This is a genomic window from Gottfriedia sp. NPDC057991 (assembly GCF_042886615.1).
GTDB lineage: Bacteria > Bacillota > Bacilli > Bacillales > Bacillaceae_G > Gottfriedia.
Map to the genome: position 1 here is coordinate 381,308 of NZ_JBHVQN010000006.1, position 16,802 is coordinate 398,109.

Sequence of the window (16,802 nt, forward strand, 5' to 3'; positions counted from 1 at the left end):
CTTAATTGAATAGGGAGAAAAATTGTGATTTCTGATATATTATTTTTTGTATTTTTTATGAGTGCATCTTTTTATTTTTATAGAAAGTACATATTAATTGGACATGGAATGAACTATTTTATTGGTGCAAATTCGTTTATAGCAGGTTTTGAAAATATAAAAGACAACATTCTTAATGAAAAGAAATGGGTTTTTCATTTCGTAACGGTAATAATAGGCCTATCGATTTTAGCTTTAGTTGAATTATTAAGGAAAAAACAAAATAGTAAGGTTATTAGTTAAAATGAATAAATTAAAGACTATACTATCTTACGAATGGAAAAGTATAGGAGTAATTATTTTATTTACTTTTGTGATCGTTTCCATGTGGTTAGAACATGATTACGATATTTACTTTTGGTTGCTTATAATCTCGTTAATTATTTCTATATTTAGAGCAGTTTTCAATATTTTAGGAATTTATAAAAGTACAGATTTGTAAGGATTTCATTTGCAATAGTGCAATACGTTTGGTGTATTAGAAGGGCTACTATGGTAGCCCTTTAAATGTTAATGATTAGATCAAGAAACGCGAGAATAACAAGAAATAATATCTTCAAAATCATTTTCATGCAAAACTTGACCTCTTGTAATTAGACAGCTAGTTAATGCTTGAAAGTAAAGGGTCGATATTCACTTTCCATGGCGAAATAGGTGACGTTCTCACCAAGGTAAAAGAAAGTTTGGTCCTTAACCGACCTTTATTTTTTATAAAAAGATTAACCTCAACTGGGATTTCAGTTGCTAAAGAGGATGGCCCTGACTCTTTTGTTTGGGGCAAAGTCCACTGTATCGCATCAATTTTTTCTATTTTCCTAAGCACTTTTTTAATATTTTTTTGATTACTTATGGCAATATTTTTAACCAAGCCTTTATCTTTGTTTTTAATCGTTACAAATAATACATTTAGCAGTTGGGACGGTGGAAGGTTATTCATATATTCATTAATCCTCCCAGCAGCTTTAAGGATCATCACGTGATGAGATAAGTCTGCTTTACCTGTCCGATGTGTCGTACTTCCCATAAAATGAATGCAAAAATGACCACAGAAACCGTTTGGAAGCGAACCTGCACCATGTGGCATTCCGTGCATGGAGGCAGGGATTAGGTTATCATCAGCTAAAATTAATACAGCCCTTCTTCGCCAACTCCAGTTCCCATCGTATATCTCCTTCATTATCCTAGTATCTTCTCTTGTTAAAGGCTGCACATCTGCATGCCTACTACCAGCCCTTCTTTGTACATTAAAACTCTTGCCACTTTCCACATCGATTACAGTGAACAACGAGTATTTTGGGATTATTTTGTTAACAGCTTCCCAATCCTGAATTTCTATTTGAAAGCTAATTGGGGTGAGTACTGGTTCGTCTGTCGTAGCGTAAGTAAAATCTGTAAAGCTAATTAATGAAAGGGACAGGATTACGATAAAAAAAACTTTTTTCACAGCTATAAGTCAACTCCGATGTTTAGGATACATCTATTTTGTGTTATTTTTTAGAAAAAATTGCTTTTAAAAATTTGGAAATATAAGGAATCCTTCTTAATTAGGAAAATGAGATTAGTCTTTTAGGGGCTTTACTCATACTTAACTATCTAACTTCTTAATAATGCTTAGTTGCACAACTTGACTTCATTTAGCTTATCAAACAATCTGCTTTAAAAATTTTTGCATGTTATAAAAATACGAAAACAAGCGTAATTGCATCTGAAGCAAATGTTAGTGAAGGTTTAATATTCCGTCACTTTCAATCAAAGGCTGAACTGTTTTTTCAAACTATTGAAGGTTTAGTGCTTGAGTCTGAAAGAGAGCCTAGTTCACTGCAATTTTTTCAAGGAACTCCTTACAAACTACTAAAATTATTAACTGAAAACATGTTAGACGAAAATCATAAATATGCTTTTATGATTATCCAACAAGCGAGGAAAAAAACAGAAGTACCAGAAAAAGTGACTGAATTATTATCTAATTATTCACCTGATTATTTAATTGATTTACTAGTACCAATATTTATAAAAGGACAAGAAAGTGGTGAATTCTTAAAAGAAGATCCACGAAAAATATTAGTATGGTATATCAATGTGATAAATAGTTTAACCATTCAAGATCTTGTTGATGATAAATTTGGGTTACCTACTCCTGATTTTTTGATGAAAATGTTAAAGGCTTAAATGATATTCGCTGATTGAAATAAAAATTCTCAGAAATAAGAGTTCTTTAAGGTTGTCTATTTAGACAGCCTTTTATTTAGTCCAAAAATCAACTTTTTAATTTAACAGTGCTTAAATGAAAATAAATTCCATCATTAAAATAAATATGGATATTTAAGACATTTTTTTCGAAAAATACTCTTATGCCAAACCTATGTAAGAGGAATCCATGAAAAAAATATTAAAATTCATCTTTAAAACTTTAGTTCTTCTATTTTCACTAATAGTCATTTTATTTGCTTTAAATGAGATTGAAATGGAGAAAGCTCAAAAAAAGAATATTTTTGCTGAAAAGCCAATAACTTATCCAATTGGACATAGTGATTTGTCGATTTATATGAACGGAAAGAAGTTAAATAAGCAATTATTTAATGATATTAGGAATGCAAAAAAGGAAGTGCATATCTACTTTTTTTCAGTTTCTAATGACCGTGTATCGCATGAATTTTTAGATGTCTTAAAAAAGAAGAGTGATGAAGGGATACCAGTTTATTATGCTGTCGATCGTCTTGGTGGAATATTATTAGAGCGGAAAGAAAGAAAATCTTTAATCGATCATGGAGTGCATTTTACATATTTTAATAAACCGCAATTATCCTATTTTTTTGCATCGATAAATAACAGAAATCATCGTCGAATGACGATTATTGATGGGGAAATTGGCTATATTGGTGGGTTCAATATAGGTAAAAAGTATATAGATGAAAAAAAAGGATTAAAACCGTGGGAAGATGTTCAGCTTAGGTTAGTAGGTAGCGGTGTTGAAGGCTTAGAAAAACAATTTGTACATGATTGGAGAAAAAATTCAGACCAAAAAATTACACAGATGGCGATCAGTAAAAAAATTGGGAAAAGCCAGCATCAATTTGTTTCTTATACTAAAATGGGGATTGAGCAAGAATATAGTAAATTGTTTAAACAAGCAAAACATTCGATAACAATTTATTCTCCTTATTTTATCCCGAATAATAAAGTCATATGGGATGCATTATTAGATGCAGCAAATAGAGGAATTGAAGTAAAAGTATTATATTCCCATAAGTCAGATGCACTTTTAGTACAACAAGCAGCATTTCCATATATAAAGCAATCTTGGAAAAATAACATAAAAGTGTATGGGTTTAAAAAAGGTATTTTTCACGGTAAAGTAATTAAAATTGATGATAAAGTTCTAATGATTGGCACAACGAATTTTGATTCCAGATCATTTCATTTAACGGATGAATTGAATTGTTATATATATGATCAACAGTTTATCAAACAGGTAGCACCAGAATTAGCCGATGTATTCAATCAATCATTTGAAATTACGCCTACTTATATTAAAAATTTACCTTTTAAAGAACGAATAAAAGAAAAAATAGCAAAAGTATTTGAGTTTTATTTGTAGGAAAAAAACTAGTTGTACTGTATTTTTATTTAAAGAATAAAATAAAAAAATAATGAAAGATTAATCAAGAAAATTGGTTAATCTTTTTTTATTTTCAAATATTTATAAAAATACAATTGATTTTATATTTATTCATAATTATAATGAAGAATATAATTTTATAAAAGGGGATATAAAAATGAAAATCGGTATTATGGGGGCAACCGGATATGGTGGTCTTGAACTCGTAAGATTACTATCAATGCATCCGGAAATAAGCGGTATGAATTTTTATTCAACATCAGAATATAAAGAAGATTTGTCTAGTTATTATCCACATTTAGCTACTAGTACTAGTGGGCCAATAAAAAAGTGGAATAATAATAAATCTGTTTCTGAAAATGATATTTTGTTTTTTGCTACACCACATGGAGTTAGCTGTGAGTTAATGGAAGAAATCGATTTTTCGAATACAAAATTGATTGATCTATCTGGAGATTTTCGATTAAAAAAAGAAGAAACATACCAAAAATGGTATAAACATATACATCCTTGTTTTTCAAAAACGAACCAATTTACATATGGACTATCTGAACTTAATCGAGAAGCGATCAAGCAATCCAATAATATAGCTAATCCGGGATGTTATCCAACAGCAACACTACTCGGAGTCGCGCCATTATTAAAGGCAGGAATTGTTGAGAAAAATTCAATTATTGTAGATGCTAAATCTGGAATTTCTGGAGCTGGAAAAACGGCTAATGAAACGACTCAATTTATGAATCGAAATGAAAATTTAACAGCCTATAAAATTACTGAACATCAACATATACCTGAAATTGAACAATTTATTGAATCAATTGATTCAACACAGGATTTCATAACTTTTACACCACATTTAATTCCAATGACAAGAGGAATTTTGTCAACAATTTATGTTACTTCAACACGTGAAATTAGTAACGAAGAATTAAAAGAAATCTATAACCAAAGTTATGAAGATTCCTATTTTGTGAGAGTAAGAGACGGAGTACCTTGTACAAAAGATGTTTATGGTTCAAATTTTTGTGATTTATATGCTACCTACGACGATCGTACAAACCGAATCACAATTGTTTCTGTCATCGATAACCTTGTTAAGGGAGCGGCAGGTCAGGCGATTCAAAATATGAATTTAATGTTAGGCTTGCCAGATGAAACAGGTTTACAATTTACACCAATATTTCCATAAGGAGAGATAAAAGTTGATAACAAAAGAAAAGAATATAAAAAAAATAAATGGAACAATTACATCACCAAATGGTTTTTATGCTAGTGGAGTACATGCTGGACTACGTTATAAACGTAAAGATTTAGGATTAATTTATTCCGAGAAGCCGGCATCAGTTGCGGCAGTTTATACATTAAATTTATTTCCAGCTGCACCAATTGCGATTACAAAAAAGAGTATTGCATCTAGTAATAAACTTCAGGCAGTTTTAGTAAATAGTGGTTGTGCAAATGCATGTACAGGTAAAAAAGGAGAAGATGATGCCTACTTAATGAGATCATGGTGTGCTGAGCACCTTAATCTACCAGAACACCTAGTCGCAATCGCATCAACTGGTGTAATCGGTGAATATTTAAAAATGGATCGATTAAAAGGCGGCATTGACAAGTTAACTCTCGGTAATAAATTGGAAGATGGAGAAGATTTTGGCCACGCAATATTAACGACAGATACGGTTATAAAAACTACTTGTTATGAAGTATTGATCGATGGAAAGATTGTAACGATTGCTGGGTCTGCTAAAGGTTCTGGAATGATTCATCCAAATATGGCAACTATGCTTGGTTTTGTGACAACTGATGCGACGATTAGTTCTGGTCAGTTACAAACTTTATTAAAAGAGGTGACAGATAAGACATTTAACCAAATTACAGTTGATGGAGATACTTCCACAAATGATATGGTTTTAGTTATGGCAAATGGAGCTGTTGAACATGAGGAATTAACTGAAAGTCATCCAGATTGGGCTAACTTTGTAGCAGCATTTGAATTAGTTTGTGAAGACTTGGCTAAAAAGATTGCTAGAGATGGTGAAGGGGCAACTAAGTTAATTGAAGTAAATGTTAATGGAGCTTCAAGCCAAAAAAATGCAAATCAAATTGCTAAAACAATCGTCGGATCAAATTTAGTAAAAACAGCTGTTTATGGTGAAGACGCTAACTGGGGGAGAATTATTGGTGCCATTGGATATAGCGGGGTCGAAGGTAATTTTAATCAAATCGACATTGCCATTAATGGTGTAACAGTTTTATTTGGTAGTAAACCGGTTGAGTTTAATGAAGAAGAGGCTAAAATTGCTTTGAAAAATGAGATTATTTATATTGACGTTCATTTACACGAAGGAGATGCACTTGGTACTGCATGGGGCTGCGATTTAACTTATGATTATGTGAAAATAAATGCAAGCTATCGCACATAAGGGGGAAATAAACATTGGAAACAGTAGTCATTAAACTTGGTGGTAGTTTAATCCATAACTTATCAAATACATTCTTTGAAAATATAAATCAATTAAAAATGAGTAGTAAAAAAATCATCCTTGTTCATGGGGGAGGACCACTTATAAATAACTTATTATTAAAGTTTTCAATTCCAGTAGAAATAGAAGACGGCATTCGTAAGACTTCATCCGAAGTCTTAGAAATTGTAGAATATGTACTAAATGGAAAAATCAATAAAGATCTAACGATTATTTGTAATCAATATAATATTAAAGCTATTGGTCTATCAGGATGTGACAATCTATTACTTGAAGCTTCACTTTTTAATAAGGGAAAATTAGGTTGGGTTGGAGAAATTGAGGATGTAAATACGAATCTATTAGATTTATTACTTAACAATGATTATGTACCAGTTATTTCACCTGTCGGGGTGGATAAAATTGGCCAAAAATATAATATTAATGCAGACGAAGCTGCAAAAAGTATCGCCAAGGCAATGAATGCGGAATTACTCTGCTTTATTACAAATACAAATGGTGTTTTAGATCTAGAACATAAATTAATTGAAAAGATTACACCTAGTGAAGTTAACCAATTAATTGATGAAAAAACAATTTACGGTGGCATGATTCCTAAAGTTACAAGTGCCTTAAATGCATTAAATGTAGTAAATTCAGTGGCAATTGTAGGTGAGAATTTCTTAAATGAAAATGGAACGATTAATGGGACAGTATTTTCAAAAGGAGTTGTGTTAAGTGAGTAATTTATTCCCAACATATAATAAAAAAACAATTAATTTTCAAAATGGAAAAGGTACTTACTTATATGATGACGAAAATAACAAGTACCTAGATTTTTTAAGTGGAATTGCTGTTTGTAACTTAGGCCATTGTCATCCCAAAGTTGTAAATGCGCTAAAAGAACAAGTAGAATCGATTTGGCACGTATCAAATTTATTTACAATTAAAAAACAAGAAGAGCTAGCTAAAGTTTTAGTAAAAAGCTTTAAGGATGGATTAGTATTTTTCTGTAACAGTGGTACAGAAGCGAATGAGGCAGCCATAAAATTAGCAAGAAAACATTCAGGTAAATCTCATATTATCAGTTTTAAACAGAGCTTTCATGGCCGTACTTTTGGATCAATGGCCGCTACTGGTCAGTCTAAAATTCATGAGGGATACGGCGAAATGTTAAGTGGTTTTACATATGTACCATATAATGATTTAAATGCTTTACAAAATGAAATTAATGAAAATACTGGAGCAATTATTTTGGAGGTAATCCAAGGTGAAGGTGGTGTAATTGTTGGTAATAATGATTTTTTTGAAGGGGTTCAAGCTCTTTGTAAAAAACATGAATTATTACTCATTGTTGATGAAGTACAAACCGGAGTGGGTAGAACAGGAACAATGTTTGCCTATGAACAAACTCCACTAAATCCAGATATTATTACGCTAGCAAAAGGTTTAGGCAATGGTTTTCCCGTTGGGGCAATGCTAGGTAAGAACAATCTAGCAAATACATTCTCGATAGGTGCGCATGGTTCAACTTTTGGCGGAAATTATTTAGCAATGGCGGCTGCTTTTGAAACAATTAATATGATTAATAATTTGCAATTTTTAAATAGTGTAAAAGATAAAGGACAGTATTTATTTGATAAATTAGCCGAAATAAAAGAAGAGTTTCCACAAATAGTAGAAATACGCGGTAAAGGATTAATGGTTGGTATCGAATTAAATCTATCTGTGGATCAACTAGTGGAGCAATTTTTAAAGAATGGTTTAATAGTTGGTACTGCTGGCCCTAATGTATTAAGACTATTACCACCAATCAATTTATCATACGAAGAAATAGATGAAGCAATCCAAATTATGAAACAAGTACTTTCTTCTTATTTTTTAGATAGCCAAATTAAATAGTGTATAGTAATTTTTGACTAGAAGGCATTCATGGATCTATACCATGATGCCTTTTTATTATTTAGGTACTTCTACTTGATTCGTAGAAATAGATTGAAAGTTGAATTAATTTTTTAGATAATGGAATAATCACTTTTATTTGGGGAGGAGCTTGGGTATGTATCATATTCGTGTAAGAGCATGTGCTTTAATTATTGAAAATGAGTCAGTGTTATTAATTCAATTTACAGATGAGGACGGAATTCATTATAATTTACCAGCTGGTGGTACCGAACCTGGTGAGACAATTATTGAAGCTGTAAAAAGAGAAGCATTTGAAGAAGCAGGTGTAAATGTTGAAGTAGGGGAACTAGTATTTGTTTCAGAAAATGCACCTCATATGACCGGTCATAAAATACATGGATTAAGCTTAATGTTCCGCTGCCATATTAAAGAAAACTCAATTCCTACAATGCCACTAAATCCAGATCCAAATCAAACTGGTGTAAAGTGGATACCAATTAATGAGTTAGACAATATCATCTTATATCCAAATATTAAAGATCAAATTATTCAATATTCACAAGGCAAGTATGAAAATAATCGATTAATTGAAGAGCACAAATTAAAAGAACAACTAATTTGATTATACACTCCATCTTTCATTTAATGAGAGTTGAGTTTCTCCATGTAATTTTTGAGGGACTCAACTTTTCTACTTTTCCAAAGCGTAATTATACTTCAGTTCATCTCTTAAAAACGATTCTTTTTAGAACAGGGTGATTAAATGATATCTCTTCCAGAACAGTTTATAAAAACAATTAAAGATATCCATAAAGAAAAAGGAGAAATATGGCTCGGAAATTTTGAAGATTTGTGTAATAGATGTGAAATTCGATGGAATATGAAAATATTATCTCCATTTGAATTATCATATAATTTTGTTGCGCCAATTTTAATTGATGGTCATAAAAAAGCAGTTATTAAACTAGCAGTCCCTAATGAGGAATTTAACAGTGAGGTTGAAGCTTTAAAGGAGTTTAAAGAGAATGAATTCGTTCAAGTTATTGACTACGATCTTAATGAAGGAATCCTAATTTTAGAACAACTAATACCTGGTGATACGCTTGCTACAATTGAAAATGAAGGAGAGGCAATGCACATAGCCGTCAAAGTGATGAAAAGTTTATGGAAAGCTGCACCTAAATCCACTAAAATACCTTCCATATTAAGTAGAGAAAATAGCTTAAGTCGAATTGTTGAAAAATTTCCTAATGGCTTAGGCCCTATATCAAAAGAAATGCTATTAGATGCATTTACTATTTTTAAGGAAATGAATCGTACACAAACTACTGAAAACTTACTTCACGGGGACTTACATCATTATAATATATTAAAAGCTGGAGAAAACTCATGGAAAGTTATTGATCCAAAAGGATTAATAGGTGAAAGAGAATATGACATCATCCAGTTTCTTTTGAACAAATTAGAGGGGAAAGATATTTCTACAACTCTAGAAAATCGAATTGATCAACTAGTAAAAGAATTGAATCTAAATAAAGAAAGAGTACTACTATGGGGTTATTCGCATGCTGTATTATCAACATGTTGGAGTTTAGAAGATGAAGGAACTTATAATGAATACTTTTTTAAAGCGATAAAAGTTTTTAAAGATTTACATAAAAAATTTTATTAGCAAAATTTTTATTGGCTGGTTTATCTAAATATAAGGCTTTGTTAAAGTAGATTGTTGACTTCTTATGGAATTAAAAGGCATTAGTTGCATAAGAAAGAGCTAGGCAATTTTATTTTAATTAATGAGAATCTAGTGCAGGTTATTTAAATTTAATGATAAAATGGGAATATTCTTACATTTATCAATTCTTTTATCCCTGAAACTAGCGAGGTTTAGCAAAATGAAAAGATTTATTAAAATTTTCGGTATCACTTTATCTGCCATAATACTTGTTTTATTTTTATTTGTCATTGGTGTGGGGGTATTTGTTCACAAAACTTTGGAGAAAAAAACTCATGAAAATATACCATATGTTCAATCGATTAAAATGTTTCTGACTGCGAATTTTGATGGTAAAACAGAAAAGGTACTAAAAGCAAATAGATTAAAAGAAAAATACCATAATATTACTATTTACTATCCAAATGATTTTTCAGAACTTATTCCAATTACGAAGGAAACGTTAGATTGGGCGATTAATAAAAATAAAAAGGTCTTTGGAACAGTAAAAGTAAAGCCTGTTGATCTAATCATATTTAAAGATAAGAAAGAGTTGCAGGAGCTAAGTGGTCTTATTGATGTGTCTGGGTTTTATTCGGATTTTGATAAACTATTAGCAATAAAGTACGAAGATAAAGAATCGATTTTAGAAAGAAAGGAAACACCACTATATTTCTTTCAAAAATCTATACTACATGAGTACACCCATTATATATTTAGTCAAATGGTAGCAAGTTCAAAAGGTGGTGCTTCAGCTTATCCATTATGGTTTAACGAAGGTATATCTGAATATATCGGAAATGATAAAACAATAGTAGAGCCTTCAAATTTCAAAGTAGTATCTTTTGATCAATTATATGATGGGAAGCAGTGGCAAACCGCAAGATTTCAAGATGGGACAAATGTATATATGCAAAGTTACTTTGCAATAAAATTCCTGGTAGATAATTATGGAGAAGGTGTTTTAAAAGAAATAATAAATTCAACCAACTCAACAGGGAAGTTTGAAGAAAGTTTCGAAAAAACGACTAGTTTAACAATTAATGAGTTGGAAGATAAATTTTTATCTTCTTACAACTGAAAGATATAAGTCCTTATGCAACTATCGCAATGTGTTAGTTGCATAAGGACTTATTTTTTTCTATTTTATTATAAATTCGATTAGAAGGTTGTTTACTTTTTTACCACCTTGAAATTTTTTTAAGTTAATAATATCAACTTAAAAACTTTTTAAAGATTGAAAAAAGCATCGTAAAAATAATACAAAATTATTATTATACCCACTGAGAATAATAAACTTCTTATCAAAGTTGTTTTCTTACTGCTTTTTGTTTCAGTTTTGCTTTTTTTAAGTTCTTCTACTACTCCATAAATGATCGGAAGTGCTCCAAGTGAAAAATAACCGAATTTTAACATTATTTCCATTTCTTTTCCCCCTAATGTTATTATTTTTTCTTTTAATTCTTTTCATTATCTTTATCACTATTCAGTCATTTAATCGAATCTTCTAAATTATACCTATATACCGGGTATTTGTAATTTGGGGGAATTTCGCCTTTTTTCTACTAAAATTAAATTTTTCCTGTTCAAGTAAATGGGAGATTAGTTGAGTAAAGAATTAATAAAATATAGAATTTATCGTTATTCTAAATAGGAGTACAATATGTAATTATCGAATAATATAATAGAAGTTAAAATCGTATCCCAGAGGAGATCAAACATGCTAAATAAACTGGTAATTGCATTATTATCAACAATTACTTTTTCATTTTTATTCACTTGTCTTAAATATAAATCGCTTAGTGATCATGATTTTTTAGGGATGTTCATGGCTGTTATCATTTATTCTAGCGTTGTATATGTTATCGGAGGAACTCCATTATCCATTGGTGTTGATAAATGGCACTTGAAATATAAATACAACTCAAAAATTTTGTCTTATTTAGCGAAAGTGGGAATGTATTCTGTTGCTGGTATGAGTGTTATGTACATTCTTTATATTTTAGAAAGTCAAAGCATAAATCAAAGTATTTTTGATGATATTCTTGGTTTTTCACTTCTTATGCTTTTTGGTTGTTTCGCTTCGAATGTGTTTTATCATGTTGAATTATTTTTTAATTTTATTCTAAAAAAGAAACATAATGACAACACTTCAAAAACCTTATTGAACTAAACCATGCTTATATGTAGTATGGTTTTTACCTGTATACAACGTAAATAAAGATATAAAAACAGCCCATTTTTCTTCCTTTGTTTACCTATTATATATAGTAATTAATTATAGTTTTCAACGTAAACAACGATAGGACCTTACTTGGAGAGGTGGGTATGATAGGCTCGTTTACCTGATGAAACCATAGCTTCAGCCTTTCAAGACAAATCGTACCCATAGAGGCTCCAAGTCAGGTCCTTAAACGCCTATTCTATAGATCCATATAAACAATGATAAAGGGTGCATTCAATCAATGTTTTGTTGTTGATACTATATATAAGCAATGCATTAGTTGAACAAAACAATCGGCTGAATGTCGATTTTTTTTATGGAGTTTAATGGTAGTTATAAGGAATGATAGAATAAAGACATAAAAAGAATTAGAAATTAGGTGCAAACGATGAAAATGTATACTTGTTCATGTTGTGGCTTTAAGACACTTTCAGAAGGAGAAGGTAGTTATGAAATCTGCAACGTTTGTTCTTGGCAAGAAGATAGTGTAATGGAAGATAAACCAGATAGTTGTGGTGGCGCTAATAAGGTAAGTTTAAGGCAGGCACAAAGAAACTTTATATCATTTGGGGCTAGTGAGAAAAGATTTATAGGTAAATTAGTTAGAGAGATTTATGAGAAAGATACTTTATGGAAACCAGTGTGGGAAAAGGAAGGAACTCACAATGAGTAAGCATTTTAAGTAGAATTAAATTCTATTCAACTAACTCATTGCTTAAGTTGAATAAAAAGATCGGCTGTTTAATCGATTTTTTTATGTCACTAAATGGTAGTTTAGTTGAATAAGAATGTTATAATTTTTGGTGATGTATACGTGTTAGGAGTGCTATTTTGATTAAAAATATTTTTGATACAGGTGCATATATTCCTTTTTTAATTGGAGGTTTTGTTACAATATTAGGCATTCTGTTTAATAAATCTAAACATGAAGTAATTAGAAAAGGTAACAAAAAAGGTAGAGAAGGAAGTAGCATTTTAGTTGAATTGGTTTATATAATTATTGGATTCCTACCATGGCATGTAGTAAAGGTGATAACTATATTATTTGGCTTATTTTTTATTTGGTTAGCTATTATGACAATATGAGTATTCATAAAAAAGTAAGTAACAATTACTAATATAAATTAATACAACTAACGCAGTGCAATAGTTGAACAACAAGATCGGCTGTTTAGTCGATTTTTTTATTCTACAAAATGGCAGTTTAGTTGAATAAGGAAAAAGGGTAAAATGATTTTTTACTCTCTATTAGATTGCAGTTAGGAATTAATTTCCGAGAGAAAAAATATGTAATTTTTTACCAATTTCAGTATAATTAATGTAGAATTAGTAATGGTAATAGTTAGTATATTGGAGGGTAATTTTGTGTTGTATAGTCCCAAATGGAGCAAATCAAAGAAACGATTAATGAGTTTACTATGCGAACCATTACGTTCGAGAGTAGATTTTCAAGTGATTAATTACCGTAAAGCACATGATCAATTGGGTAGAGCTGTAATTATCGTTGATAAAGTAGAAGTTTTAAGTATGTGTACTATACTGGCTGAAAGAGCAGAATACAAAAGAGAACACGAGATAAGGAATGAGTCTAACAAATTTAATAATATTGATGTAACAGAGAATCGTACTATACAAGACCAGGCTCATAGTATAATTAAAAAAGAAGGAATTTATGGTCAATATGATTTTTTCTTTGCACTAGAAGAATATCTTAATTCTCCAATTGAAGTATTATTAAAATCCTCAGATATTCTAATAAAAATACTTTGTCTGTTAGACCGCCGTATAGGAAAAAGAACATTACTTAAAATTGAAGAAACAATAATAAACGAACATAGACTTATTCAATACTTTTATAATCTACGTTGTAGTGTCGAAGGTATAAAATTTAACTGATGTATTACTTTAGCTAACGAATGCTTTAGTTGATTAAGGATGGGCTGCTTCGGCAGTCTTTTTTACTGCGCTAACGAGCAGCTTAATAAAGAAAAGGTATATTCGATTAATCAACGAACTATATAGATAATAAGTTGAGATAAAGATATAAACTAATTTATATAACATAAGGAGTAGAAAAATGAATGGGGAAAACAATGATCAACTTCTAAACCAAGGAGAAATATTTGTAAAGAAGTTTATAAAAATTCTTCTCATTGTATCACTTATATTTTTCACTGTGTCTCTCGTTACAATTAATTTTATCGCGAATAAAAGTTCAGAAATGAATTTTGAGAAGAAAGCAGGAGGCTACCAATACTCAGTCAATTTAGAACAAAAACCATATAAATGGAAAGTTGGACATAATGGATCTATTTTATCTATAAGAGAAAATAAAGAGAATGCTAAGGATTTAGAAAAGTTTCGAAGTGAGGTTGATAACATTGACTTGCAAAAAATCAAGCTAACTTTATCTATACTATACTTTTTTATTACTCTCTTTACTCTAATTATCTTGAAGAAAAAGAAAGTAAATGTTCCTAAAGCTTATTTAATATTTATTATATTACTATGTGGATTTGCCTTATATAAAAGTTTTGTTACATATGTTGATCTTAATACATCAATAAATTCAGCTAAATTCTATTATTTACTTATAACAAATTAAGTTAGATCAAATTCGTTCGATAAATCGATAAATCTAGTCTATTTTAAAAATCTATTTACCACTATGCTTATTGAACTAAAACAGCTAATAGTTGTCAATATTTTTCATTAAAAATCTTTTAAAAGACTACTAAGTTTGGTGATGACATTAATTACTGCAATTATCCCAACAGGGTCTAAGCTCTACGCAAGCTTCGTTTCGCCTCGACTACTTTAAACATAAATCCATATAAAAAATGATCAATCAGAAATTTAACTGATTGACCCTATAAAATGAACGCATGTGTTAGTTACTTAAACATTATCAAAGAAATTCACTCAAACCCATTTCTTTTTCAATTTTGTTTTCCTTAAAGCCTATCAAAAATTTGATAGAACCTATTGATTATATATTTTCTATAATATCTCTATAATATTGTCGTAAAGTTTCCTTTAAATTAGTAGGCTCTTTGATTTTTACTGTTTGCCCTAATCTGGCGAGATATTTAATGATAAAGCCAAGTTCATTTGGCTCATATGTACCAATAATATATGAATTTTCCAACTCGTAGATTAATTCCATGGATGGATAATGTTCCTGGTGAAATAATTCTATTCCTTCTTGGTTAATCAACCATTTAAATTTTATTGCTTTTTCTGATGGATTCCAAAATGAATGCGAATTTTGCTTAGTAATTTCTTTTAATTCCTCCAAAGGTTGAATGGTTGTTATTTCAGCTGAAGAGATACGATCACAGCGAAAAACACGGTAAGCCGTTTTATCCATATCATATGCTTGACAATACCAATATCCCTTCATTACGTATATAGCAATCGGGTGAATAGTACGAAGGCTGTTTTGATATGTTATTTTTAGTACAATATTTCGAACAGCTGCCATTAATAATATTTCTAAATGCATGCTTTCTTTGATTTGTACAGTATGTTGAAAGGATACGCGATTTTGCATCCTCTCTATATCTTGTTTTTGAGATTCCGACAGTTCATTTATGAATTTTTCATGAATTGTACGATAGGATACTTGAAAAGGTAAATTTGAAAAGCTTCGGAGTGCCTGCATAGCAAAGTAAAGCGCAAGGATTTCTTGATTATTAAAATAGATAGGTGGAAGCTTCATTTGATTAAGTAAACGATATCCCCCATAACGACCATATTCTGCATAGATTGGAGCTCCAATCTCTTCTAATGAACCCACATCTCTAAGTGCTGTCCTTTTTGAAATCTGAAATTCCTGCATTAAATCTTGAAGTGTAAAATGCTGTTTTTGATTGATGAAGTGAAGTATTTGATTTATTCGTTCTGATTTTTTCATAAAAACACCTCTTAATGGTGCCTAGATTTGTCACCTTTAGGCACTACACTAATAAGTGTAATCAATATTGATGTAGGAAACAATACAATCACATTTATATATTGGATTACTAACCTAACCAAAGATTTAAACAAGTATTTTACACTAAAATCTAAAGGAGTTGTATTACTTTGACAGTACAATTGAATTCATTTTTGATGATGGATGGAAATGCAAAGGAAGCTATTGATTTTTACAAGGAATCACTCGATGCAAACCTTTTATTTTGCCAAACATTCGGGGATGCACCAGAAGATCCTAAATCCCCTCTACCAGAAAATTTGAAGGATTTAGTAGCACATGCAATATTAAAAATCGGCGAGACCAATATCATGATTGCTGATATGTTTCCAGGTATACAATATCGAAACGGGAACAATGTTAACATCTGTATTACTACTAATGAAATAGAGAAAACAAATAAGTTTTACGAAATGTTAAAACAAGAAGGTCAAGTTGTGATGCCTTTGAAACAAGTTCATTTTAGTCCTGCCTATGCCATTGTAACAGACAAATTCGGTATTACCTTTCAAATTTTTACAGCACTATCAGAAGAGGCTGTAAAAAGAGGTCATCAAAAAGAAAATTGATTGTATTGAATTTCTTGCACAATAGGCATCTATTTAACACCTAATTTTAAATTATGTAGTTTTTTTATAGATGAAAAAAAGTTGCATTACCAAGTATTGACCTTATCAACTATTGCATTTGTAGGATAAACTAACATATGCGATAGTTGAAATTCACGAGTCACAAAGTGGCTCGTTTTTTATTGAACAAAATGGCAGATTAGTTGTGCGAAATGTTTCTAGTTTAAATGGAGAATGGTCACATTACTCTAGTAAAGGCTAGACAGTTCCTTTCGGAATTGAAGGATTATATCG

The 16,802-nt window shown here is 30.5% G+C and carries 19 protein-coding genes and 1 pseudogene; 17 read left to right on the top strand and 3 right to left on the bottom strand.

All coding sequences use genetic code 11. From position 1 onward, the window contains the following. Positions 1 to 24 precede the first annotated feature (24 nt). Positions 25 to 282, top strand: coding sequence for a hypothetical protein (locus ACFVR2_RS20705; RefSeq protein WP_387366116.1), 258 nt, complete (start codon positions 25 to 27; stop codon positions 280 to 282). 358 nt (positions 283 to 640) lie between these two features. Here the strand turns inward: ACFVR2_RS20705 and ACFVR2_RS20710 are convergent, their stop codons facing one another. Then, entirely contained in the window at positions 641 to 1,483 is an 843-nt protein-coding gene (locus ACFVR2_RS20710; RefSeq protein ID WP_387366119.1) for a hypothetical protein, read from the bottom strand. Between the two features lie 218 nt (positions 1,484 to 1,701). Here ACFVR2_RS20710 and ACFVR2_RS20715 point away from each other — a divergent pair. The 10 genes and pseudogenes from ACFVR2_RS20715 to ACFVR2_RS20760 all read left to right on the top strand — a co-directional run. Beyond that, positions 1,702 to 1,797, top strand: a pseudogene (locus ACFVR2_RS20715) (TetR family transcriptional regulator); the annotation flags it as partial. 30 nt (positions 1,798 to 1,827) lie between these two features. After that, positions 1,828 to 2,208 carry a hypothetical protein gene (locus tag ACFVR2_RS20720; protein WP_387366122.1) on the top strand — a complete coding sequence of 127 codons (381 nt, stop codon included), beginning with the start codon at positions 1,828 to 1,830 and terminating at the stop codon, positions 2,206 to 2,208. A gap of 208 nt (positions 2,209 to 2,416) precedes the next feature. Beyond that, positions 2,417 to 3,637: a phospholipase D-like domain-containing protein gene (locus ACFVR2_RS20725; RefSeq protein WP_387366125.1), complete on the top strand. Its 1,221-nt coding sequence runs from the start codon at positions 2,417 to 2,419 to the stop codon at positions 3,635 to 3,637. Positions 3,638 to 3,815: 178 nt separating this feature from the next. Continuing rightward, on the top strand, positions 3,816 to 4,847 hold the full coding sequence (argC, locus tag ACFVR2_RS20730; RefSeq protein ID WP_387366128.1) for an N-acetyl-gamma-glutamyl-phosphate reductase: 1,032 nt from the start codon (positions 3,816 to 3,818) through the stop codon (positions 4,845 to 4,847). A 13-nt stretch (positions 4,848 to 4,860) separates the two neighbouring features. After that, on the top strand, positions 4,861 to 6,084 hold the full coding sequence (gene argJ / locus ACFVR2_RS20735) for a bifunctional ornithine acetyltransferase/N-acetylglutamate synthase (RefSeq protein ID WP_387366131.1): 1,224 nt from the start codon (positions 4,861 to 4,863) through the stop codon (positions 6,082 to 6,084). A gap of 14 nt (positions 6,085 to 6,098) precedes the next feature. Then, positions 6,099 to 6,869, top strand: a complete 771-nt coding sequence (gene argB, locus ACFVR2_RS20740) for an acetylglutamate kinase (protein ID WP_387366134.1) — start codon at positions 6,099 to 6,101, stop codon at positions 6,867 to 6,869. After that, positions 6,862 to 8,025 (top strand): acetylornithine transaminase, encoded by a 1,164-nt coding sequence (locus ACFVR2_RS20745; RefSeq protein WP_387366137.1) that lies wholly within the window; start codon positions 6,862 to 6,864, stop codon positions 8,023 to 8,025. The genes argB and ACFVR2_RS20745 overlap by 8 nt, the downstream gene beginning before the upstream one ends. 157 nt (positions 8,026 to 8,182) lie before the next feature. Continuing rightward, complete coding sequence (locus tag ACFVR2_RS20750) at positions 8,183 to 8,650, top strand: NUDIX domain-containing protein (RefSeq protein WP_387366140.1); 468 nt, start codon at positions 8,183 to 8,185, stop codon at positions 8,648 to 8,650. Between the two features lie 141 nt (positions 8,651 to 8,791). Then, positions 8,792 to 9,700 (top strand): aminoglycoside phosphotransferase family protein, encoded by a 909-nt coding sequence (locus ACFVR2_RS20755; protein ID WP_387366143.1) that lies wholly within the window; start codon positions 8,792 to 8,794, stop codon positions 9,698 to 9,700. Between the two features lie 220 nt (positions 9,701 to 9,920). After that, positions 9,921 to 10,820: a peptidase MA family metallohydrolase gene (locus ACFVR2_RS20760; protein WP_387366146.1), complete on the top strand. Its 900-nt coding sequence runs from the start codon at positions 9,921 to 9,923 to the stop codon at positions 10,818 to 10,820. A 149-nt stretch (positions 10,821 to 10,969) separates the two neighbouring features. Here ACFVR2_RS20760 and ACFVR2_RS20765 read toward each other — a convergent pair whose 3' ends face one another. Then, positions 10,970 to 11,164, bottom strand: a complete 195-nt coding sequence (locus tag ACFVR2_RS20765) for a hypothetical protein (protein WP_387366149.1) — start codon at positions 11,162 to 11,164, stop codon at positions 10,970 to 10,972. Positions 11,165 to 11,459: 295 nt separating this feature from the next. Between ACFVR2_RS20765 and ACFVR2_RS20770 the strand changes: the two genes are divergently transcribed. From ACFVR2_RS20770 to ACFVR2_RS20790, 5 genes are all read left to right on the top strand, one after another. Then, positions 11,460 to 11,912, top strand: coding sequence for a hypothetical protein (locus tag ACFVR2_RS20770; protein WP_387366151.1), 453 nt, complete (start codon positions 11,460 to 11,462; stop codon positions 11,910 to 11,912). Positions 11,913 to 12,351: 439 nt separating this feature from the next. Beyond that, a complete protein-coding gene (locus ACFVR2_RS20775; protein WP_387366154.1) occupies positions 12,352 to 12,636 on the top strand; it encodes a CPCC family cysteine-rich protein in 285 nt (94 codons plus the stop codon). A gap of 158 nt (positions 12,637 to 12,794) precedes the next feature. Next, complete coding sequence (locus ACFVR2_RS20780) at positions 12,795 to 13,049, top strand: hypothetical protein (RefSeq protein ID WP_387366157.1); 255 nt, start codon at positions 12,795 to 12,797, stop codon at positions 13,047 to 13,049. A gap of 279 nt (positions 13,050 to 13,328) precedes the next feature. Next, complete coding sequence (locus ACFVR2_RS20785) at positions 13,329 to 13,859, top strand: SF0329 family protein (protein ID WP_387366202.1); 531 nt, start codon at positions 13,329 to 13,331, stop codon at positions 13,857 to 13,859. Between the two features lie 181 nt (positions 13,860 to 14,040). Then, positions 14,041 to 14,568, top strand: coding sequence for a hypothetical protein (locus tag ACFVR2_RS20790; RefSeq protein ID WP_387366160.1), 528 nt, complete (start codon positions 14,041 to 14,043; stop codon positions 14,566 to 14,568). Positions 14,569 to 14,952: 384 nt separating this feature from the next. On the opposite strand, the gene ACFVR2_RS20795 is transcribed toward ACFVR2_RS20790, so the two are convergent. Then, positions 14,953 to 15,879 (bottom strand): helix-turn-helix transcriptional regulator, encoded by a 927-nt coding sequence (locus ACFVR2_RS20795; RefSeq protein WP_387366163.1) that lies wholly within the window; start codon positions 15,877 to 15,879, stop codon positions 14,953 to 14,955. A 170-nt stretch (positions 15,880 to 16,049) separates the two neighbouring features. Between ACFVR2_RS20795 and ACFVR2_RS20800 the strand changes: the two genes are divergently transcribed. Beyond that, positions 16,050 to 16,508, top strand: a complete 459-nt coding sequence (locus tag ACFVR2_RS20800; RefSeq protein ID WP_387366166.1) for a VOC family protein — start codon at positions 16,050 to 16,052, stop codon at positions 16,506 to 16,508. Positions 16,509 to 16,802 lie beyond the last annotated feature (294 nt).

Excerpts from the sequence above, each read along its gene's own strand:
- ACFVR2_RS20725 (WP_387366125.1), top strand. The coding sequence starts at position 2,417 with ATGAAAAAAATATTAAAATTCATCTTTAAAACTTTAGTTCTTCTATTT.
- argC (WP_387366128.1), top strand. The coding sequence starts at position 3,816 with ATGAAAATCGGTATTATGGGGGCAACCGGATATGGTGGTCTTGAACTC.
- ACFVR2_RS20750 (WP_387366140.1), top strand. The coding sequence starts at position 8,183 with ATGTATCATATTCGTGTAAGAGCATGTGCTTTAATTATTGAAAATGAG.
- ACFVR2_RS20755 (WP_387366143.1), top strand. The coding sequence starts at position 8,792 with ATGATATCTCTTCCAGAACAGTTTATAAAAACAATTAAAGATATCCAT.
- ACFVR2_RS20760 (WP_387366146.1), top strand. The coding sequence starts at position 9,921 with ATGAAAAGATTTATTAAAATTTTCGGTATCACTTTATCTGCCATAATA.
- ACFVR2_RS20765 (WP_387366149.1), bottom strand. The coding sequence starts at position 11,164 with ATGGAAATAATGTTAAAATTCGGTTATTTTTCACTTGGAGCACTTCCG.
- ACFVR2_RS20770 (WP_387366151.1), top strand. The coding sequence starts at position 11,460 with ATGCTAAATAAACTGGTAATTGCATTATTATCAACAATTACTTTTTCA.
- ACFVR2_RS20775 (WP_387366154.1), top strand. The coding sequence starts at position 12,352 with ATGAAAATGTATACTTGTTCATGTTGTGGCTTTAAGACACTTTCAGAA.
- ACFVR2_RS20790 (WP_387366160.1), top strand. The coding sequence starts at position 14,041 with ATGAATGGGGAAAACAATGATCAACTTCTAAACCAAGGAGAAATATTT.
- ACFVR2_RS20795 (WP_387366163.1), bottom strand. The coding sequence starts at position 15,879 with ATGAAAAAATCAGAACGAATAAATCAAATACTTCACTTCATCAATCAA.